This is a genomic window from Streptomyces sp. HUAS 15-9 (assembly GCF_025642155.1).
Classification (GTDB): domain Bacteria; phylum Actinomycetota; class Actinomycetes; order Streptomycetales; family Streptomycetaceae; genus Streptomyces.
Genome location: NZ_CP106798.1, coordinates 4,073,866 through 4,093,298, shown reverse-complemented (window position 1 = coordinate 4,093,298; position 19,433 = coordinate 4,073,866). Strand labels below are relative to the sequence as shown.

The 19,433-nt window shown below is 70.2% G+C and carries 26 protein-coding genes; 17 read left to right on the top strand and 9 right to left on the bottom strand.

All coding sequences use genetic code 11. From position 1 onward, the window contains the following. Positions 1–77: 77 nt before the first annotated feature. Positions 78–344 (top strand): hypothetical protein, encoded by a 267-nt coding sequence (locus N8I87_RS18835; RefSeq protein ID WP_263210286.1) that lies wholly within the window; start codon positions 78–80, stop codon positions 342–344. On the opposite strand, the gene N8I87_RS18830 is transcribed toward N8I87_RS18835, so the two are convergent. The 6 genes from N8I87_RS18830 to N8I87_RS18805 form a co-directional block, all read right to left on the bottom strand. Then, a complete protein-coding gene (locus N8I87_RS18830) occupies positions 319–1,788 on the bottom strand; it encodes a sensor histidine kinase (protein ID WP_263210285.1) in 1,470 nt (489 codons plus the stop codon). The two genes, N8I87_RS18835 and N8I87_RS18830, sit on opposite strands and share 26 nt — an antisense overlap. 2 nt (positions 1,789–1,790) lie before the next feature. Beyond that, positions 1,791–2,525 (bottom strand): response regulator transcription factor, encoded by a 735-nt coding sequence (locus tag N8I87_RS18825; RefSeq protein WP_263210284.1) that lies wholly within the window; start codon positions 2,523–2,525, stop codon positions 1,791–1,793. Positions 2,526–2,665: 140 nt separating this feature from the next. Continuing rightward, on the bottom strand, positions 2,666–2,878 hold the full coding sequence (locus tag N8I87_RS18820) for a hypothetical protein (protein WP_263210282.1): 213 nt from the start codon (positions 2,876–2,878) through the stop codon (positions 2,666–2,668). A 32-nt stretch (positions 2,879–2,910) separates the two neighbouring features. Next, positions 2,911–4,062, bottom strand: a complete 1,152-nt coding sequence (locus tag N8I87_RS18815; protein WP_263210281.1) for a S1C family serine protease — start codon at positions 4,060–4,062, stop codon at positions 2,911–2,913. A 156-nt stretch (positions 4,063–4,218) separates the two neighbouring features. Further along, entirely contained in the window at positions 4,219–5,241 is a 1,023-nt protein-coding gene (locus tag N8I87_RS18810) for a LacI family DNA-binding transcriptional regulator (RefSeq protein WP_263210279.1), read from the bottom strand. Positions 5,242–5,327: 86 nt separating this feature from the next. Next, positions 5,328–6,107, bottom strand: coding sequence for a winged helix-turn-helix transcriptional regulator (locus N8I87_RS18805; protein WP_263210277.1), 780 nt, complete (start codon positions 6,105–6,107; stop codon positions 5,328–5,330). 166 nt (positions 6,108–6,273) lie between these two features. Here N8I87_RS18805 and N8I87_RS18800 point away from each other — a divergent pair, with 166 nt between their 5' ends. The 8 genes from N8I87_RS18800 to N8I87_RS18770 all read left to right on the top strand — a co-directional run bounded on the left by N8I87_RS18800 (position 6,274) and on the right by N8I87_RS18770 (position 11,453). Continuing rightward, on the top strand, positions 6,274–7,110 hold the full coding sequence (locus N8I87_RS18800; protein WP_263210275.1) for an alpha/beta hydrolase: 837 nt from the start codon (positions 6,274–6,276) through the stop codon (positions 7,108–7,110). A 52-nt stretch (positions 7,111–7,162) separates the two neighbouring features. Then, entirely contained in the window at positions 7,163–7,417 is a 255-nt protein-coding gene (locus N8I87_RS18795; RefSeq protein WP_263210273.1) for a MoaD/ThiS family protein, read from the top strand. 3 nt (positions 7,418–7,420) lie between these two features. Further along, the gene (locus N8I87_RS18790) at positions 7,421–8,665 is read left to right on the top strand and encodes a hypothetical protein (RefSeq protein WP_263210272.1); all 1,245 of its coding nucleotides are present in this window, start codon (positions 7,421–7,423) and stop codon (positions 8,663–8,665) included. Positions 8,666–8,774: 109 nt separating this feature from the next. Next, the gene (locus N8I87_RS18785) at positions 8,775–9,470 is read left to right on the top strand and encodes an LmeA family phospholipid-binding protein (protein ID WP_263210271.1); all 696 of its coding nucleotides are present in this window, start codon (positions 8,775–8,777) and stop codon (positions 9,468–9,470) included. A gap of 213 nt (positions 9,471–9,683) precedes the next feature. After that, positions 9,684–9,764 carry an Ms5788A family Cys-rich leader peptide gene (locus N8I87_RS44380; RefSeq protein WP_350751515.1) on the top strand — a complete coding sequence of 27 codons (81 nt, stop codon included), beginning with the start codon at positions 9,684–9,686 and terminating at the stop codon, positions 9,762–9,764. 133 nt (positions 9,765–9,897) lie between these two features. Continuing rightward, entirely contained in the window at positions 9,898–10,743 is an 846-nt protein-coding gene (locus N8I87_RS18780) for a sulfurtransferase (RefSeq protein WP_263210270.1), read from the top strand. A 42-nt stretch (positions 10,744–10,785) separates the two neighbouring features. Beyond that, positions 10,786–11,073 carry a DUF1416 domain-containing protein gene (locus N8I87_RS18775; protein ID WP_150956794.1) on the top strand — a complete coding sequence of 96 codons (288 nt, stop codon included), beginning with the start codon at positions 10,786–10,788 and terminating at the stop codon, positions 11,071–11,073. Between the two features lie 122 nt (positions 11,074–11,195). Further along, on the top strand, positions 11,196–11,453 hold the full coding sequence (locus N8I87_RS18770; protein ID WP_263210269.1) for a DUF3099 domain-containing protein: 258 nt from the start codon (positions 11,196–11,198) through the stop codon (positions 11,451–11,453). A gap of 43 nt (positions 11,454–11,496) precedes the next feature. Here N8I87_RS18770 and N8I87_RS18765 read toward each other — a convergent pair whose 3' ends face one another. Together N8I87_RS18765 and N8I87_RS18760 are read right to left on the bottom strand one after the other, a co-directional pair. Then, positions 11,497–11,859, bottom strand: a complete 363-nt coding sequence (locus N8I87_RS18765) for a DsrE family protein (protein ID WP_263210268.1) — start codon at positions 11,857–11,859, stop codon at positions 11,497–11,499. Between the two features lie 217 nt (positions 11,860–12,076). After that, positions 12,077–12,475, bottom strand: coding sequence for a hypothetical protein (locus N8I87_RS18760; protein WP_263210267.1), 399 nt, complete (start codon positions 12,473–12,475; stop codon positions 12,077–12,079). A 178-nt stretch (positions 12,476–12,653) separates the two neighbouring features. Here N8I87_RS18760 and N8I87_RS18755 point away from each other — a divergent pair, with 178 nt between their 5' ends. The 8 genes from N8I87_RS18755 (at position 12,654) to ygfZ (ending at position 18,939) form a co-directional block, all read left to right on the top strand. Further along, positions 12,654–13,496 carry a helix-turn-helix domain-containing protein gene (locus N8I87_RS18755; RefSeq protein ID WP_263210266.1) on the top strand — a complete coding sequence of 281 codons (843 nt, stop codon included), beginning with the start codon at positions 12,654–12,656 and terminating at the stop codon, positions 13,494–13,496. Continuing rightward, entirely contained in the window at positions 13,478–13,747 is a 270-nt protein-coding gene (locus N8I87_RS18750; RefSeq protein WP_263210264.1) for a DUF397 domain-containing protein, read from the top strand. Before N8I87_RS18755 ends, N8I87_RS18750 begins: the two co-directional genes overlap by 19 nt. 123 nt (positions 13,748–13,870) lie before the next feature. Continuing rightward, positions 13,871–14,575, top strand: coding sequence for a hypothetical protein (locus N8I87_RS18745; protein ID WP_263210263.1), 705 nt, complete (start codon positions 13,871–13,873; stop codon positions 14,573–14,575). A gap of 32 nt (positions 14,576–14,607) precedes the next feature. Further along, complete coding sequence (locus N8I87_RS18740; RefSeq protein WP_263210262.1) at positions 14,608–15,423, top strand: hypothetical protein; 816 nt, start codon at positions 14,608–14,610, stop codon at positions 15,421–15,423. Continuing rightward, positions 15,420–16,703, top strand: a complete 1,284-nt coding sequence (locus tag N8I87_RS18735; protein WP_411577250.1) for a hypothetical protein — start codon at positions 15,420–15,422, stop codon at positions 16,701–16,703. The genes N8I87_RS18740 and N8I87_RS18735 overlap by 4 nt, the downstream gene beginning before the upstream one ends. Positions 16,704–16,933: 230 nt before the next feature. Further along, positions 16,934–17,509 (top strand): heme-binding beta-barrel domain-containing protein, encoded by a 576-nt coding sequence (locus tag N8I87_RS18730; protein ID WP_263210261.1) that lies wholly within the window; start codon positions 16,934–16,936, stop codon positions 17,507–17,509. Between the two features lie 16 nt (positions 17,510–17,525). Next, positions 17,526–17,963, top strand: a complete 438-nt coding sequence (locus N8I87_RS18725; RefSeq protein WP_263210260.1) for a Fur family transcriptional regulator — start codon at positions 17,526–17,528, stop codon at positions 17,961–17,963. 10 nt (positions 17,964–17,973) lie between these two features. After that, positions 17,974–18,939, top strand: a complete 966-nt coding sequence (gene ygfZ, locus N8I87_RS18720; RefSeq protein ID WP_263210259.1) for a CAF17-like 4Fe-4S cluster assembly/insertion protein YgfZ — start codon at positions 17,974–17,976, stop codon at positions 18,937–18,939. Positions 18,940–18,958: 19 nt separating this feature from the next. On the opposite strand, the gene dtd is transcribed toward ygfZ, so the two are convergent. Continuing rightward, positions 18,959–19,384, bottom strand: coding sequence for a D-aminoacyl-tRNA deacylase (gene dtd / locus N8I87_RS18715; protein ID WP_263210258.1), 426 nt, complete (start codon positions 19,382–19,384; stop codon positions 18,959–18,961). Between the last annotated feature and the right edge of the window lie 49 nt (positions 19,385–19,433).

Here is a 19,433-nt window from a genome sequence, read left to right as displayed (position 1 = left end):
GGGTTCATGGGACCGCCCTGGCAGATGGACTGGCGGCTCGATGCTCTTGCTGAGCGCTGCCCGTGCACGTGCGGGAAATGGTCTACGCCGCGCGCGCCGAACTGGTCACTGCCAAGGACCCATATTTCCGCGGCGTCGAGACCGATGGGGGCCTTCCCGATGGCATGACGGTGCGGCCAATCCGGTCCACTGAGCCGAAGGGCCGTCACATCTGCTTGTTCGACAACGGACAGGGCTGGCTGAGGTACGTCTTCGTCCGCCGCATGGAAGATCCCCAGATCGTGGTGGAGCAAATCTTCTGGCTCGGAACCGAACCCCCTACGGAACCTCCGGCGGAGCAGTAGCCGCCCCCGGCAGCCGTACCGTCGCCACCGTGCCGCCGCCGTCCGCCCGGGCGAGGGTGACCTCGCCACCGGCCTGCTGCACCGTGCGGGCCACGATGGACAGGCCCAGGCCCGAGCCCGGCAGGGCCCGCGCGCTGGGGGAGCGCCAGAACCGGTCGAAGACGTATGGGAGTTCGTCGGCGGGGATGCCGGGGCCGTGGTCGCGGACGGTCAGGACGCCGTCGGCCAGCTGGACGTCGATCGTGCCGCCGTCGGGGCTGAACTTCACCGCGTTGTCGAGGATGTTGACGATCGCCCGCTCCAGGGCGGAGGGCTCCGCGCGTACGAACCAGGGCTTCAGGTCTGCCGTGATCGTCAGCTCCGGGCCCCGCAGACGGGCTCGGACCATGGCCGCCTCCACCGTGTCGTGGAAGGCGACCACCTGGACGCGCTCGCCGCGCTGGCCCGCCGAGCGGGACAGCTCCTGAAGGTCGCCGATGAGTGAGGCCAGCTCCGTCATCTGCGCCTTCACCGAGGCCAGCAGCGCCTTGCGGTCCCCCGGCGGGAGGGGACGGCCCGTCTCCTCGCTCCGGGTGAGGAGTTCGATGTTCGTCCGCAGAGAGGTGAGGGGAGTGCGGAGTTCGTGGCCCGCGTCCGCGATCAGCTGCTGTTGCAGCTCGCGGGAGCTGGCCAGGGCCGTGGTCATCGAGTTGAACGAGCGGGACAGGCGGGCGATCTCGTCGTCGCTGTCCTCCTCGACCGGGATGCGGATGCCCAGGTCCTCCGTGCGGGCGACGTGTTCGACCGCCTCGGTGAGCTTGTCGACGGGGCGCAGACCCGCCCGGGCGACGGCAAGACCGGCGGCTCCGGCGCCGATGACTCCGACACCGGAGACCAGGAGCAGGATCAGGGCGAGGTCGTTGAGCGTGGACTCGGTGCTCTTGAGAGGTACGGCCGCCATGATGGCGTAGCTGGTGGTCGTGCCCGTGTTCCGGTCATTGATGGTCAAGGGCACGGTCATCACGCGCACCGCGTTGCCGTCCTGGTCCGTACCGTTGCGGAAGATCCCCTGACGGCTGCTCGCGTTCTTGATCACGTCCAGGTCGGCCTGGGTGACCTTGATCCTGCCCACCGAGGTCAGGAAGAGACAGGGCGTCCCGTCCGGCTGGACCACCTGGGAGTAGGTGTTCCGGTAGCCGCCGTTGAATATGTTCTGCGGAGTCTGCGTGCAGTTGTTGAGCGCGTCCGCGAGCTGGTTGACCTGCTGCTGGCTGATCGGCTGCTCGATGGGCCCCCTCGTGAACTGGGCCTTCTGCAGGTCGTTCTCGAGCTGGTCGTACAGCTTCCCCTGCACGATGAACCAGCAGGTGACCGCCACCGCCGCCACCGCGAACGCCACCGCCGCCGCCACCAGCATGGACAGCCGTGCCCTGATCGGCAGCGCCCGGAACCGGCGCGCGAGCATGTTCACTCCGCCCCACCCTGTCGCAGCACGTACCCCACGCCCCGCACCGTGTGCACCAGTCGCGGCTCGCCGCTCGCCTCGGTCTTGCGGCGCAGGTACATGACGTAGACGTCCAGGGAGTTGGAGGACGGCTCGAAGTCGAAGCCCCACACCGCCTTCAGGATCTGCTCCCGGGTGAGGACCTGGCGCGGGTGTGCCATGAACATCTCCAGCAGGGTGAACTCCGTGCGGGTCAGTTCCACCTGACGCCCGCCACGCGTGACCTCACGCGTCGCGAGGTCCATGCGCAGGTCGGCGAAGGTGAGCGCCTCGTCCTCCTGGGCCGCGCCCATCACGGCCGCCGCGTACGAGCTGCGCCGCAGCAGCGCGCGGATACGGGCGAACAGCTCGTCCAGTTCGAACGGCTTGACCAGGTAGTCGTCGGCGCCCGCGTCGAGCCCGGTGACCCGGTCGCCGACCGTGTCGCGGGCCGTCAGCATCAGGATCGGAGTCGTCTCGCCCGCGCCGCGGATGCGGCGGGCCGCCGTCAGGCCGTCCATCCGGGGCATCTGGATGTCCAGGACCACCAGGTCGGGCTTGTACACGGTCGCCTTCTCCAGGGCGTCCGCGCCGTCGACCGCGACCTCGGTGTCGTACCCCTCGAAGGCAAGGCTGCGCTGGAGGGCTTCGCGCACGGCCGGCTCGTCGTCGACGATCAGGATGCGCTGGGTGTCACGGTCGCCATCGGCGGGGCTCATCGCTCGCGATTCCTCGGGGTGCGGTGGGATGCGGTGGGGGTGCGAATGGGGTGGTCGTCGGTGGGGGCGGTCGCTGGGGCGTCTCTCAGCGTCGCATGTTTCGGGGCTGTGGGGCACGCGCGACCGTGGGCGCGGGATGATCAGCCGCGCATCGTGGTCAGCCGCTTCAGCGGAATCTTGTGGCGGTGCGGGCGGGCCGCGGGCAGCCGCAGGCCCATCATCTGGGGGGCCGCGACCTCCGGGGCCCGGTCCGCCGCGGCCGGTGCGTGCAGCTCGTACGCCACCTGGAGGGCCAGGGCGACGCCGGCCGGGTCCTGGGATACGGCCACGGAGTGCGAAACCTGCTTGATCATGACGTACTCCCTACTGCCCGCGCGAGGGCCTGTCAGCTGGTGGAGCCCGCCCGCAGCTTGGCCAGGTCGGACTTGACGGTGTTGATCGGGATCGCGAAGCCGAGGCCGACGCTGCCCGCGTCCGAGGCCGACGAGCCCGAACCGGACGAGTACATCGCCGAGTTGATGCCGATGATGTGGCCGGCGCCGTCGATCAGCGCGCCGCCCGAGTTGCCGGGGTTGAGGGACGCGTCGGTCTGGATCGCCTTGTAGGTCGTGGTGGCCGAGCCCGTGTCGCCGTTGAACTCCCGGCCGCCGAACTCGAACGGCCACTGGCCGTCGCCGCCCTGGCCCTGGTTCTCACCGGTCGAGACGGTCACGTCACGGTTGAGCGCGGAGACGATGCCGCTGGTGACGGTGCCGGTCAGGCCCTCGGGGGAGCCGATCGCCACGACCGAGTCGCCGACCTGGACCCCGTCGGAGTTGCCGAGGGTCGCGGGTGTGAGACCGGAGGCGTCCTTCAGCTTGATGAGGGCGAGGTCCTTTGAGCTGTCCGTGCCGACGACCTCGGCCGTGTACTGCTTGCCGTCGCTGGTCCGCACCTTGATCGACGAGGCGCCCGAGACGACGTGGTTGTTGGTGACGACCTCGCCACCGGAGGTGATGATCACGCCGGCGCCGGTGGACGAGCCGTTGCTGAGGGTCGCGACGACCTCCACCACGCTCGGGCTGACGGCGGAGGCGATCGCGGCGACGTCGCCCTTCTTGCCGGCCGGCACCACATTGGTGCTGGTGCTGCTGGAGGCGACGGTGTCCTTGCCGGTCAGCTCCTGGAAGGCGTACGCCGTGCCGCCGCCCACGGCCGCCGCGACGATCGCCACCGCGGCGAGCAGCGCCACCGGGCCCCGGGGACGCTTCTTCTTCGGCGTGGGCGGCGCGGGCGGCGCGGGCGGCGCGGCGACGGGGGAGAGGAGAGCGGTGTCGCCACCGTGGCTGCCGTGACCGGCGTGGCCGGTGTAGGCACCGGGAGCGTCGTACGTGCTGTGACCGTCGACGGCGGCCGGCGGTACGGCCTGGTACGCCGGCGGGGGCGGCCACTCGGGGTTCACGGGGGCGGAGGCGTGCTGCTGCTGGGGGTACGCGCCCTGATGGGCGTCACCCGGGGGGTTCTCGTACTCGCCGCTGCGGCGGAAGCTCTCGGTCATGGATAGAGCTTTGCCCGCAACCATGAGAGCTTCCTGAGTGCTCCCTGAGAAGCCCGGCAGAACCTCGTTTGCCCGATGTAAAGAAGCTTCTCGCAGCTCGGCGAGGGTTCTCAGCGATCCTTCATGGACGCCTGAGGCACACCGCCCACGCCCGCGTCACTCACAGCCGCAGGAACTGCGGACCACCAGCCGTGACGGGAAGGTCTTCAGCCGCTCCCGCCGGGACCCCGCCACCCGCAGACCGTCGTCGAGCACGAGGTCCACGGCGGCACGGGCCATCGCGGAGCGGTCCGAAGCAACGGTCGTCAGGGGCGGGTCGGCCAGCGCCGCTTCCTTGATGTCGTCGAAGCCTGCCACGGCCAGCTCCCCGGGAACGTCGATGCGCAGCTCGCGCGCCGCCCGCAGCAGGCCGATCGCCTGGTCGTCGGTGGAGCAGAAGACCGCGGGAGGGCGGTCGGGGCCGGAGAGGAGCTCCAGGGCGACCCGGTACGCGTCGTAGCGGTTGTACGGCGCCTCGAAGAGCCGGCCCTCGGTCGGGATCCCCGCCTCGTCCATCGCGCGCCGCCAGCCCTCGACGTGGTCGGAGACCGGGTCGCCGACGGCCGGGGTCTGTGCGGTGCCGCCCACACAGGCGACGTACTCGTAGCCGTGCTCCAGCAGGTGGCGTACGGCGAGGTGGGCGCCCCCGAGGTCGTCCGTGACGACGGCGACGTCGTCGATCGCCTCGGGCCGCTCGTGCAGCAGGACCACCCGGGCGTCCCAGGCCTCGATCTCGGCGGCGGCGAGGTCGTTGAGCGCGTGGCTGACCAGGATCAGGCCCGAGACGCGCATACCGAGGAAGGCACGCAGATAGTGGACCTCGCGCTCGCCGACGTAGTCGGTGTTGCCGACGAGAACCATCTTTCCGCGCTCGGAGGCGGCCTGCTCGACCGCGTGCGCCATCTCCCCGAAGAAGGGCTGGCGGGCGTCCGGGATGATCAGGCCTATGAGATCGGTGCGCCGTGAGGCCATGGCCTGGGCGACCCGGTCGGGCCGGTACCCCAGTTCCTTGATCGCGGCGAGGACACGCTCGCGCGTGGCCGGGGCGACCGGCCGGGGTCCGTTGTTGATGACATAGCTGACCACGGCGGTGGAAGTTCCCGCCAGCCGCGCCACATCATCCCGAGTCACCTTGGCCACGCGCGGAGTCTACGCGGATGGACCCGCTCTGGGCAGGGCGTATCGAAGCTTCCCTGTGCGGAAGCAATGCCTTGCCCGAGTGCCGGCTAGGCGTCGGCCGGGACCTCCGCGGCGCCCAGGGAGGCCGATGAGTCCGCATTCTCGGGCTTTGACCGGTCCGCCTTGGCCTTCGCCTCGTCCGAGGAGCGGTCGCCCTTCTCAGGAGTAACGAATCGATAACCGACGTTCCGGACGGTTCCGATCAGCGACTCGTGCTCCGGACCCAGCTTGGCGCGCAGCCGTCGTACGTGGACGTCCACGGTCCGGGTGCCGCCGAAGTAGTCGTAGCCCCAGACCTCCTGCAGCAGCTGCGCGCGCGTGAAGACACGGCCCGGGTGCTGGGCGAGGTACTTCAGGAGCTCGAACTCCTTGAAGGTGAGGTCCAGGACCCGGCCCTTGAGCTTGGCGGAGTAGGTCGCCTCGTCCACGGACAGGTCGCCGTTGCGGATCTCCATGGGGGAGTCGTCGTTGACGATCTGCTGCCGGCCCATGGCCAGCCGCAGCCGTGCCTCGACCTCCGCCGGACCCGCGGTGTCGAGCAGTACGTCGTCGATGCCCCAGTCGGCGGTGACGGCGGCGAGACCGCCCTCCGTCACGACGAGGACGAGAGGGCAGCCGGGGCCCGTGGAGCGCAGCAGCTGGCACAGGCTGCGGACCTGGGGGAGGTCACGGCGGCCGTCGATCAGGATGACGTCGGCGCCCGGCGTGTCGACGAGCGCCGGTCCTTCCGCCGGGGCGACCCGCACGTTGTGCAGGAGCAGGCCGAGGGCCGGAAGCACCTCCGTCGACGGCTGGAGGGCGTTGGTCAGGAGTAGCAGAGAACTCATACGTCTTGTTCCTCCTCGGTCCCTGCGAGGACGTTTGCGGTACTGCTCTGCGGTCCCGGGGCCCCGTACACCCGCGGTTTCCCGCTTCGTATACAACGCTTCCGAAAGCACAAAAGGACCCGGGGGCTACGCTGCCCGAGTCCTCATACCCAGCAGAATAGCCCACATGAGCAATGGTCCGGCAGGTCGTACGGCACGTTCCACCGTTCGTCCGAATCCCGAGACGGCTGTACGCGCCCCTATGCGGACGTTTCTGCACACGGCCGACGGGATTCCGATCGATTCCGTATACAACCCGGGCACGGTCGTATACGACGCCTCCGCGTCGCCCTCCCGTGACCTGGTGTTCGTCGTCGCACACGGCTTCACGGGCGACGTCGACCGCCCGCACGTGCGCCGTGTGGCGGCCGCGCTCGCGCGCCACGGCGCCGTCGTCACCTTCTCCTTCCGGGGCCACGGAGCCTCCGGCGGGCGCTCGACGGTGGGCGACCGGGAGGTGCTGGACCTGGCGGCCGCGGTGGAGTGGGCGCGGGAACTGGGCCACGCGCGCGTGGTCACCGTCGGCTTCTCCATGGGCGGCTCGGTGGTGCTGCGGCACGCGGCGCTGCACCGGGGTGTGGACGCGGTGGTCTCGGTCAGCTCGCCGGCCCGCTGGTACTACCGGGGCACGGCACCCATGCGCCGGCTGCACTGGCTGGTGACGCGCCCCGAGGGCCGTCTGGTGGGCCGCTACGGCCTGCGCACCCGCATCCATCACAAGGAGTGGCGTCCGGTCCCGCTGTCACCGGTGCAGGCCGTGCCGAAGATCGCCCCCACCCCACTGCTGATCGTGCACGGCGACCAGGACGGCTACTTCCCCCTGGACCACCCCCGGATGCTGGCCGCGGCCGCCGGTGACCACGGCGAACTCTGGGTGGAGCCGGGGATGGGCCACGCCGAGCACGCGGCGCCCGACGCCCTCCTGACCCGGATCGGGGACTGGGCGGCCGCACAGGCGGGCTAGCCTGAGGTGTTGACGCGCGGATGCCGATCCGCCGAGGGACTTGAGGGACGAGATGGCAAAGGTCACGGTGCGCTATTGGGCCGCCGCGAAGGCCGCGGCCGGGGTCGCCGAGGAGCCGTACGACGCGGCGACCCTCGCCGAGGCGCTGGACGCGGCGCGTGAGCGACACCCCGGCGAACTGGCGCGCGTGCTGCTGCGATGCTCGTTCCTCATCGACGGTGACCCCGTGGGCACCCGCGGACATGAGACGGTACGGCTGGCCGAGGGCGGCACGGTCGAGGTGCTCCCGCCGTTCGCAGGAGGGTGAGCGATGACCGATCAGCCGTACGAGGGCGGGCCCTACGACGGGCAGCACGGGCAGCAGGGATATCAGGGGTACCAGGGGTATCAGGGCTACGGGGGGCACGACCCGTATCAGCAGCAGGCACCGCAGGCGGCGGCTCCGCAGGCGTGGCCCGAGCAGAACGGGTACGACCAGGCGGGTCAGGGCCAGACCGGCCACGGCCAGGCCGGATACGGTCAGACGGGTTACGCCCGGGCCGGTTACGACCAGTCGGGGTACGACCAGCAGCAGTACACGCAGCAGTGGCAGGGCCAGACCTGGGAGACGCAGACGCACGCGCCGGTCCAGCAGCCGGTTCAGCCCCCGCTGTCGGCCGCGGAGACGTCGTACCTGCCGCCGCAGAGCTACGAGCAGCCGCCCGCCGCTCCTTCCGCTCCCGTTCGTCCGGAGCCCACCACCGGCCAGACCGAGGCGGATCCCGCCTACGGTCCCGCCACCCTCGCCGGCAACTCCCGCGTCACGGACGCCCAGCGCGCCCGTATGGAGGGCCGCTCCCCGATCATCGAGCCCGGTATGCAGCCCGCCGCGCTGACGGCGCTGCTCGGGGTGCTCCTCGCCGTCACGGCGCCCGTCGGCCCGTACGCGCTGGTCGTGCCGCTGGTGCTGCTCCAGGCGGTCACGGCGGCGGGCTGGTTCCGGCTGAACGGCATGTGGCCGGCGCGGCAGGGCATCGCCCTGGCGTTCGCGGGGGCGCTGACGGCGGACGTGGCTGTGCTGGCGGCGGGCCGCGACCAGGCGCCGGCCGCGATCCTCGGCCCGCTCGGCGTGTGGGTCCTGCTCTCCCTCGTCCTCCAGCTCCGCTCGCACGCCTCGCCGGACGAGCGGATGTACGGCCTGATGGCGACGGTCGCCTCGTCGGCGCTGGCGATCATCGCGACCGGTTTCCTGGGAGCCGACGCGCACGCGGCCTCGGTGGGCGCGGCCGCGGTGGCGGTGGCCGTCCTGGCCCGAGCGCTCCCGCTGCCCACTCCGGCCTCCGTGGCGGTCTCCGTCCTCGCGGCGGCGGGCGCGGGTATCGCGGTGGGCGGGATGACGGGCATGGGTGCGAAGGGCGCGCTGCTGGGAGCGGCCGCGGCGGCCTGTGCCCTGGTCGGCCACCGTGTGGCGAGCTACGACTACCCGTCCCGCTTCGTCCACTTCACCGCGGGTGTGGCCCTCCCGCTCTCGGCGGCGGCACCGGTCGTGTGGGTACTGGGCCGGGCCCTGACCTGATCCCACGTCACAGGTGATCGACAATTTCGTGGCGCCCGAGCCCCGCAGGGTTAGCGTTGAGGACCGTTCAAGTCCGTTGAAGTCCGTCGACCCGGGGGAAAACCACTCAATGCGAGCCCTGCGAATATTCCTGATCGTCGTCGTGATCCTGGGCGGCCTCTTCGTGATCGCGGACCGGGTCGCCGTGCACTTCGCCGAGGGCGAGGCCGCGGACAAGCTGAAGGCGACGGAGAGCCTCGCCGTCACCCCGGACGTGTCCATCAAGGGCTTCCCCTTCCTCACCCAGGTCGCGGGCGGCTCCCTGGACGACGTCGAGGTCGGCATCAAGGACTACGAGGCGGCCACGGGCAACGGCGCCGAGAAGATCCGTATCGACGACCTGAAGGCTCATATGAAGGGCGTCGACTTCTCCGGCGACTACAGCTCCGCCACGGCGGCCGACGCGTCCGGCACCGCGACGATCGCCTACGACCAGCTCCTGAGCGCGGTCAAGAACGACCCGGTCGACCTGCCCCTGGGCGCCACCGGCAAGGTGACCAGCCTCTCCTACGGGGGCAATGGCAAGGTCCGGGCCACGGTCGTGGTCGCGGGCGTGCCGCTCCCGGTGCTCGGCTCGGTCACGGCCCAGGGCGACACGGTGAAGGTGCATGCCGATGGCCTGCCCAAGTTCGGCAACCAGGCGCTGGACGTCTCCGAGGTGAAGATCGACCAGCTGCCCGGCGGCATCAAGCTGGACAAGGTGCGGGCGGCGAAGGACGGCGTGGAGATCACGGTGAAGGGTTCGAACGTCAAGCTGGCCGGGTAGGACGAACACCGCCCCGGCCCCGAGTCGGACCCCCCTTCCGTCCGAAAGGCGAGACGGCGGCGTCCGTACCGCAGATGTGACGACCGATACAGGCGCCTGCAGACCGTGCAACCACGGCCCGGGCGCTCATCTGTTCCCACATCGTGGACGATCGCGTCTCAAAATACGACACACCGGTGACACGCCCGGCTCTCCGTCCCTACGATCGAGCCCATGAAGCGACAGGCGGATCTCACGAAGCGGCGGGCAGTAGACCTGTGCCGCGTTGCCGCCATGCTCTGTCGCCCCTTCTGAAGCGTGAGTGGCCACCAGGCCCTCCGCATTTCCCAGCCGCCCAGCTCAGGGCACCCGTGCGTCACTCCCCGCCGAGTGCGCACACCCCTCTCACTTGCACGCCCCGCCGCAACTGCCCCGGAGGAGAAAGAGCATGAGCCGCAGCGACGTCCTCGTCGACGCCGACTGGGTCCAGGACCACCTGGACGACCCGAGCGTCGCCATCGTCGAGGTGGACGAGGACACGTCCGCCTACGAGAAGAACCACATCAAGAACGCGATCCGCATCGACTGGACCAAGGACCTGCAGGACCCGGTCCGTCGTGACTTCATCGACCAGGAGGGCTTCGAGAAGCTCCTGTCGAAGAAGGGCATCGCCAACAACACCCTCGTGATCCTCTACGGCGGCAACAACAACTGGTTCGCGTCCTACGCCTACTGGTACTTCAAGCTGTACGGCCACGAGAACGTCAAGCTCCTCGACGGCGGCCGCAAGAAGTGGGAGCTGGACGCCCGCGAGCTGGTCGACGGCTCCGAGGTGCCCGAGCGCGCCACGACCGACTACAAGGCCAAGGCGCAGGACGCCTCGATCCGCGCCTTCCGCGACGACGTGGTCGCCGCGATCGGCGCGCAGAACCTGGTCGACGTCCGCTCGCCCGACGAGTTCTCCGGCAAGCTGCTCGCCCCGGCGCACCTGCCGCAGGAGCAGTCGCAGCGTCCGGGTCACGTCCCGACCGCCCGCAACATCCCGTGGTCGAAGAACGCCAACGACGACGGCACCTTCAAGTCGGACGACGACCTCAAGGAGCTCTACGCCCAGGAGAACGTCGACCTGGCCAAGGACACCATCGCCTACTGCCGCATCGGTGAGCGCTCCGCGCTGACCTGGTTCGTCCTGCACGAGCTGCTCGGTGTCCAGAACGTCAAGAACTACGACGGCTCCTGGACCGAGTACGGCTCCCTCGTCGGCGTGCCGATCGAGCTCGGCGCCAACAAGTAGTCGACCCCGACCGACCTCTCAAGACCTCTTCAGGAGAAAGACATGTGTGGAGCGAAGGCCGGCGGCCCGGACCCCTCGACGATCAAGCCCGGTGAGACCACGATCCAGGGGCAGGTGACCCGCGACGGCGAGCCGGTGGTGGGCTACGTCCGCCTCCTCGACTCGACCGGCGAGTTCACCGCGGAGGTCCCGACCTCCGCCACCGGACAGTTCCGCTTCTACGCGGCCGAGGGCACCTGGACCGTGCGCGCCCTCGTGCCCGGCGCCACCGCAGACCGCACGGTCGTCGCCCAGCAGGGTGGCCTGGCGGAGGTCGCGATCGCGGTCTGACGAGGACCCCGTACGGCCGAGGGCCGCACCCCACCGGGTTGGACGCCCGGGGTGCGGCCCTTTGGCACGCCCGGGCCCGCGACGGCCGTGCCGGGCGGTCGTCTCCGACCTACCCTTGACGTATGTACGCACGGCGACGGCACCTCTACTTCGCCATGATGGGGACCTGTGTGGGGCTCTTCGTCCTGGCGTGGGCCGTCGTGCGCCTCTGGTCGATTCCGGCGGCGGTGGGCATGTGCGTGGTGGCCATGGTCATCCCGCCGCTCGCCGCGATCGTCGCCAACCGCCGAGGGCCCGAGGACCGCTGGTGGGACGATCCGTCGGGCGACCCGCAGTCCGACGAGTGGTGGGACGAGCTGGACGGAAAGAAGCGCCACTAGGGACCACCAGCGACCATCGGGGCCTCGGTGGTCTCACCCCGTCTCAGTAGACGAGCGCCTGCGTCTCGTCCCCGAGCGCCTCCTGCACGAAGACCTGCGCGCCGGCGATCCGTACGCCCTTGAGGACGTCCTTCTCCGTGATCTCCCGGCGGGCCGCGCACTGCGTGCACAGGGTGACGGTGCCGCCCGCCAGGATCGCGTCGAGCAGATCGGGCAGCGGAGCCGCGTGCGGCAGTTCGAACTCGGCCGCCCGCCCCGGCAGCGCGAACCACGAGGACTCACCGGTCAGCCACAGGGAGACATCGACCCCACTGGCCACGGCCACGGAGGCGACCGTGAAGGCCTGGGAGCAGCGTTCGGGAGCGTCGGCCCCGGCGGTCACCTTGATCACGAGCTTCTTCGCCATACCGGGAAGATTAGTAGGCAGGCGAGCAGACAGGCGACGCCGGTCGCGGCGAGCACGGTGCTCCAGACGGCCTCGGCCGTCGTACTGCGGCGGGGCGGGGGCGGGGGCGGGGGTGCGGGCGCCGCGGGCGGCAGCGCGTACGTGGGAAACATCGGGTACCGCCACAGGTCGTTGCCGTCGCCGCCGCAGGTGCAGCGGACGGTCCGTGCCGCCGCGGTCATGCGCGGTGCTCCCGCCGCTGGTGGTGGCGCAGCAGCACGTTCGCGTCGGCCTCCGCGCTGCGGTCGCACACGGCCCGCGCCTCCGCACGCCGGTCGGCGAGCCAGCCGCACGCGGCACAGTCGTCGACCGGCTGTGGCGGACGGTCGAGTTCGGCGGGGTCCACCAGGGCCGCGGCGGTCCGCGTCTGTGCGTACGCCGCGCGCACTCCGGCGCTCATCCGTTCGTCGGGCGTCGCCGCCCGCAGCGACTCCGGGTCGGCCTCCCATTCCCGGCCACCGCCTACGGGACGCAGCATCGCGTGCGTCCCGATGAGGTCCTGGTATTCGCCGACCTTTCGGGTGGCCGGATCGTAGACGAGCGCTCCCCGTACGAGCGGTGTCGGCTCCGTCGTCATCGCGCCATTCCTTTCCGTGAACGCCCGTACAGCACGCGAGCGCTGGATTACGCTGCGTGTTCAGGCGGTACGAGCATGACCGCTGAGCAGGGCCGAAACGCCGATGTCGGGCCGTAGCGAAACGGCACACCGCGTTACTTCAACACCTTCAACAGCCTCATTCCGGAAGGAGAGTTCGATGCCGCCGAGGCGAGTGGTCACGGGACGCAGCCAGGAGCCGAGGAGGCGCTTCGCCGAGGAGTTACGGCTCATGAGGACCGAACGTGGCCTGAGCCTGCGGGAGTTGGCGAAGAAGGTGGGGTGGGGCCCGTCCCAGTTCAGCAAGATGGAGAGCGGCGACACGGTGGGCGGCCCGGAGATCGCACAGGCCCTGGATACGTTCTACGGGACACCGGACCGGCTGCTGACGCTGTGGGAACTGGCGGTGGCGGATCCCGCGCAGTTCAAGGAGCAGTACCGGCGGTACATGCTGCTGGAGGCCGAGGCGGTGGGCTTTTGGCACTACGCCGTGAGCAGGCCGCCAGGGCTTTTGCAAACGGCCGGGTACGCACGCGAAGTTCTCGCGGCGGGCGGCGCCAAGGGCAAGGAGTTGGATCAGCAGGTGGAGGCGCGCACGGGGCGGCGCAAGCTGCTGGAGGGAGAGGACGCGCCGCCGTTCCGCGGCATCCTCTCCGAGGCGGTGCTGCGGACTCCGCTGCGGGATATGCAGGAGTGGCGGGAGCAACTGGAGCACCTGGCCCAGATGTCGCAGCGTCCGAACACCACGCTGCATGTGCTGCCGTTCAGCGCCGGACCTCACGGTCTTGGAAGCACGGCCATGATGTTCCTCCGACTGCTGGATGGCCGTACCGTGGCTTACGCCGAGAACGACGTACGTGGTGAACTCATCGAGGAATCAGGCAGGGTTGAGCACTTCCATCGCATCTATGATGCGATGCGCGACCTGGCCCTCTCCCCGGCCGAGTCAAGGAAGTTCATCCTGCGGATGTTGGAGGAAGCGGCGTGCGAGCCATCGACCTGAGCAAGGCGACATGGCGTAGAAGCAGCTACAGCAACTCGGACGGCGGCGAGTGTGTCGAGGTCTCCGACGACTTCCTGAACGCCGCCGCCTGGCACAGGAGCAGTTACAGCAACTCGGACGGCGGCAATTGCGTCGAGGTCGCCCACAACCTCCCCCTCGTCCCCGTCCGGGACAGCAAAGACACCGCCCGTACCCCCCTCGTCTTCGCCGGGACGGCCTGGGCGGTATTTGTGGAGCACATCAAGTCGTAACCGAACTCCTGTACAACCCCGGACGCCACCCATGAGTCTGCTGTGGGGCGCGGATACGGAATCCGCGCTTCACGCCCTGTGGGGGACGTCTTGGAAGTACCCGATAGACCCGAAACGCACGAAGTGCCCAGCGCGCCGCGCCGCCGCGGGCGTACGGCCCTGCTGCTCGCCTCCGCCGGCGTGCTCGGCCTCGTCGCCGGGGCCTGCACTGGCTATCTGATCCAGGCCGACCGGAAGCCCACCGCCCTGCCCTCGCTCTCGCAGCCGGTGCTCGCGCAGGCGAAGGGTGAGGGGCCCGAGCCGCTGTCCGCCGCCCAGGATCACAAGGTCAAGACGGACGGCGACCTGCGCAAGCTGCTCATCGCGCCGCCGAAGGGAGCGAAGAAGCCCCCCTTCGGGCCCGGCGAGGACGGCTGGCTGAACATGGCCGAGTACGCGTCGCAGCTCAAGAACTCCGACACGGAGTTCGTCTCACTGGCGACGTCCGAGTTCCGGCGGGCGGTCAGCACCACCTGGGCCGAGCACGGCAACCAGTTCATGGACATCCGGCTGGTGCAGTTCCACCAGGAAGAGGACCTTGGCGCCCAGGACCGGGCCAATGGATGGAATGTCGACGGCACCCACAGCTGGTCCATCCCGGGCACCGGCGACGGCATGGTCTACGTCGACACCGAGCCGGAGCGGAAGCCCGGCTACATGCCCCTCTACAAGGCACAGGCGCACGCCTGGCGGGGTGACATCGCCATGGAGATCTGGATCTACGACACGAAGCCGATCTCCAAGTCCAGGATCATGGACCTGGCGAAGCGGCAGATGGAGCGGCTGTGAGCGAGGAACCGAGAGACCAAGAAGAAGCGGTCGTGAGCGAGCAGCCCGAGCCGGAGGCCGCCCCCGCGAAGAAGCCCGTACGACGCGGCCGTATCGCCGCCGTCGTCGCCTTTGCCCTGCTCGCCGTCGCCGTTGTCGGCGGCGCGGGCTACACGGTTGTCACCGTCCAGAACGCCGACCGTGATCCGGGCGCGCCCACATGGAAGTTCCCGAAGCCCGCGAAGGCGAAAGAGGGGGCCGGGGACAAGGGCGCGAAGGGTGCCTCTTCGCTCGCCGCCATGCTCCTGCCGTTCGGCACCGACGGCTGGCGCCGGGGCCCGGACATCGCCGAGTTCGGCTCCGACGCCGCGCTCAGCGGACGAGAGGCCGCGGCCCTGCGCAAGGAGTCGCTCCGCGGTCTGCCCCGCTCCCAGCGGCGAGAGCTGGAGAAGCGGATCGACAAGCAGCACACCAGGGGCATGGCGATGCGCAGCTACATGAGCACCGACGCCTCCGGTGCCGGCGACGCCGACTTCTACAAGGACAGCACCTTCACCGTGAGCGTCGAGCTGGTCCAGATCCAGGACAAGGCGGCGGTGCGGAACATGTCCACGTTCCAGAACGGGTTCCTGGCAGCCCTCAAGATCTTCCGCAAGGGGCCGGAGATCCCGGGCCACAAGAACGCCAAGTGCTTCCTGCCGCCCGCGGAGGCGAAGAAGAAGCTTGACGTGATGCTCTGCTCCGCCTACCGGGGAGACGTCCTGGTCACCGCCACCGCGTACGGGGCCGAGCCACTGCACACCAAGGAGATCGTCGGGCTGCTGCGCGAACAGCTCGACCGCATCGCGGAGCCGGGGGAGGCGGTATGACCGAGCAGACGGAGCCGATGGAGCAGACGGAACCGGTCGAGCCGACCGGACACCCTGTACAGACCGCGGAGCCCGCGCGGACCGCGGAGCCCGCGCGGACCGCGGAGCCCGTGCAGGCCGCGGAGCCCGTGCAGGCCGCGGAGCCCGTGCAGGCCGCGGAGCCCGTGCGGACCGCGGAGCCCGTGCGGACCGCGGAGCCCGTGCGGACCGCGGAGCCCGTGCAGGCCGCGGAGCCCGTGCAGGCCGCGGAGCCCGTGCAGGCCGCGGAGCCCATGGGGACCGCGGACGCCGTGCAGACGGAGCCGATCGCGACCCTGCCGCCCGCGGCGGACGCTGGAGTGCCGATGGAACCCGTGGTGCCGATGGAACCCGTGGTGCCGATGGAACCCGTGGTGCCGGCGGAACCCGGGGTGCCGGCGGAACCCGGAGCGTCGGCCGACCCCGGCGTGCCGGCCGCCCCCGGGGACCTGCCGCCCCTTCTCCCCCCGCCCCCGCCGGAGGCACCCGCGCCGAAGAAGGACCGCCGCGTCCTGCGCGGGGTCCTGCGCTGGACCGCGGCCGTCGCCGTCTTCGCGGTGGCCGGGGCGGGCACGGCGTACGGCATCACCCGCATGGAGCGCACCGACGTACCGGGCCTTCGGACCGAGTCGGACGGACGCTGGGACTACCCGGCGATCGTCAGGGCACCGCTGCCGGCCGGCAGCCCCGCACCGTTCGCCGATGTCAACAAGGCCGGCGCCCACTACGCGGACCTGCGCAGACTGCTCCTGCCCGCGCCCGGGGGCGCCAAGGCCGACGCCGCGCTGCGCGGGACGGACGGCTGGCTGGCGACGAAGACGTTCCTGGCGCAGTACTCCGAGGAGACGGACCGGGACACGATCGCGCAGCTGCTGACCGACTACGGCCTGCGGCACATCGCCGCCCGCGGCTGGACCATGCCGGACGGCACCCGCACCCGGATCTACCTGCTGCAGTTCAACACCGCGGCGGTCGCGGACGAGGTGGCCGGCACGGAGCTGACGGAGTACAACTCCCCGGTCTTCCCGGTGCGCGGTGCCGCCACGTCCGAGCGGGACGAGGACTTCCCCCATCTCGCGGACGTCGACGACGTCGCGAACTCCCCGTACACGGAGAGCAGGCCGTACGGCGCCGAGCAGGTCCGGCAGGCGTACCTCTCGGCCGGTGACACCATCGGCGTGATCGTCCAGTCCCGTAAGGGCACCGCCCCCGCCGTCCCCTTCCAGCAGACCGTGACCCTGCAGAGTCAGCTGCTCGGCTGACCGCTGTCCCGGAGCACCCGTACGGCAGGGCCGGGCCCCGGCCGCGTAAGCTGGGGCCCGGCCCTGTGCATGCCCACCCTCGCTCAAGGAGCACCCCGTGGAGATCTTCTTCGACATCCTGTTGGCCCTGGTCTGCGTCGCAGTCCTCGCCTTCGCCGGGCTGACCGTGAAGAAGCTGTACCAGGGCCAGCACTGACCACCGTCAAGGAACTGGCTAGGAACCGCCGCTCATGATCGAGATTCCGTCCGACCTCCACAAGGACCTGGTCCCGCTCGCCTTCCTGCTGGGCAACTGGGCCGGCGCGGGTGTGCACGACTTCCCGGGCTCGCAGAAGTGCAACTTCGGGCAGGAGGTCACCTTCACCCACGACGGGCGGGACTTCCTGGAGTACCACTCCCACACCTGGGTGCTGGACAACGACGGGAACAAGGTCCGCCCGCTGGAGTCGGAGCACGGCTTCTGGCGGATCGACGCCGGCCGCAAGGTAGAGGTCACGATGACCCGCGACGACGGCGTCATCGAGATCTGGTACGGCGAGATGGCCGCCAAGAAGCCGCAGATCGACCTGGTCACGGACGCGGTGGCGCGCACGGCCGCCGCGCAGCCGTACAGCGGCGGCAAGCGCTTGTACGGCTACGTCAAGAGCGACCTCATGTGGGTCGGCGAGAAGCAGACCCCCGAGGTCGAGCTGCGCCCCTACATGTCGGCCCATCTGAAGAAGGTCGTCACCCCGGAGGACGTCGAGCGCTGGGCCAAGGCCCTGCCCGACGACATGCCGGACGACGGGATCGCTTTCTTCAAGTAGTCCTAGACTCTCTGGTGTGGTGAGCACCGACTGGAAGAGCGACCTCAGGCAGCGCGGCTACCGGCTGACGCCGCAGCGGCAACTCGTGCTCGAAGCCGTGGACACCCTTGAACACGCGACCCCCGACGACATCCTCGTGGAAGTGAGGAAGACGGCGTCGGGGGTCAACATTTCCACGGTGTACCGCACGCTGGAGCTGCTGGAGGAGCTCGGTCTCGTCTCGCACGCCCACCTCGGCCACGGCGCCCCGACCTATCACCTCGCGGACCGCCACCACCACATCCACCTGGTCTGCCGGGACTGCCAGAACGTCATCGAGGCGGATGTCGACGTGGCGGCCGACTTCACGGCCAAGCTCCGTGAGACCTTCGGCTTCGACACGGACATGAAGCACTTCGCGATCTTCGGTCGCTGCAAGGACTGCACCCTCAAGCGTTCAATTACCAAGTCGTAGGCTTACGGATATGAAGAGCCCCCTGCTGTCCCTGCCCGGCGCCGTCCCCGCCGAGGGCGTGGACGAAGGCGTCGCCGCCCACTACGGAGACCTGTTCCGTGAGCAGCGTGCCCTCGCCGACGGCACCGGCTTCGTCGACCTCTCCCACCGCGGTGTCGTCACCGTCACCGGCGAGGACCGGCTGAGCTGGCTGCACCTCCTGCTCACCCAGCACGTCAGCGAGCTGCCCGTGGGCGAGGCGACCGAGGCGCTGATCCTGTCCGCGCACGGCCACATCGAGCACGCGCTGTACCTGGTGGACGACGGCACGACGGTCTGGGCCCATGTGGAGCCCGGCACCCAGGACGAGCTGATCGCATACCTGGAGTCGATGAAGTTCTTCTACCGGGTCGAAGTGGCCGACCGGACCGACGACTTCGCGCTCGTCCACCTGCCGGCCGGTTCCATCGCCGAGGTCCCCGAGGGCGTCGTCGTACGCGAGACGGCGTACGGCCGTGATCTCTTCCTGCCCCGCGCGGACCTGGAGTCGTACGCCGAGAAGGCGGGCCCCGCGGCCGGGATCCTCGCCTACGAGGCGCTGCGCGTGGAGCACCACCGCCCGCGGGTCGGCTTCGAGACCGACCACCGTACGATCCCGCACGAGCTGGGCTGGATCGGCATCGCGGTCCATCTGCAGAAGGGCTGCTACCGCGGGCAGGAGACGGTCGCCCGCGTCCAGAACCTGGGCAAGCCCCCGCGCCGGCTGGTCTTCCTCCACCTGGACGGCAGCGACGTCCATCTGCCGGTGCACGGCACCGAGGTCCGGCGCGCGGACGAGGGCCCCGACGGCCGCAAGATCGGCTTCATCACCACGTCCGTACGCCACCACGAGCTGGGCCCGATCGCCCTGGCCCTGGTCAAGCGGAACGTACCGGTGGACGCCCCGCTGATGGCGGGGGACACGGCGGCCGCCCAGGAGACGGTCGTCGAGCCGTAGCCAGGTGTTGCGGACCGGGCTAGACCTCGATCAGGACCGTGAACGGGCCGTCGTTCGTCAGGGAGACCCGCATCAGCGCGCCGAACCGGCCCGTCGCCACCGTCGCGCCCAGCGAGCGCAGCTGTGCGACCACCTCGTCGACGAGCGGTTCGGCGACCTCGCCGGGGGCGGCCGCGTTCCAGGTGGGGCGGCGGCCCTTGCGAGCGTCTCCGTACAGGGTGAACTGGCTGATCACGAGCAACGGCGCGGCGATGTCGCTGCACGACTTCTCGTCGTGCAGCATGCGGATCGACCACAGCTTTCGGGCGAGCTGGGCCGCCTTCTCCTTGGTGTCCTCGTGGGTCACCCCGACCAGGGCGCACAGCCCCTCGCCCTCGATCGCCCCGACCGTCTCGCCGTCCACGACGACGCTCGCGCCGTCCACCCTCTGCACCACTGCACGCATGCCGACCATCATGCCGGGTGCCGCGTCCGCGTTCGCGGGGGTCGATTTC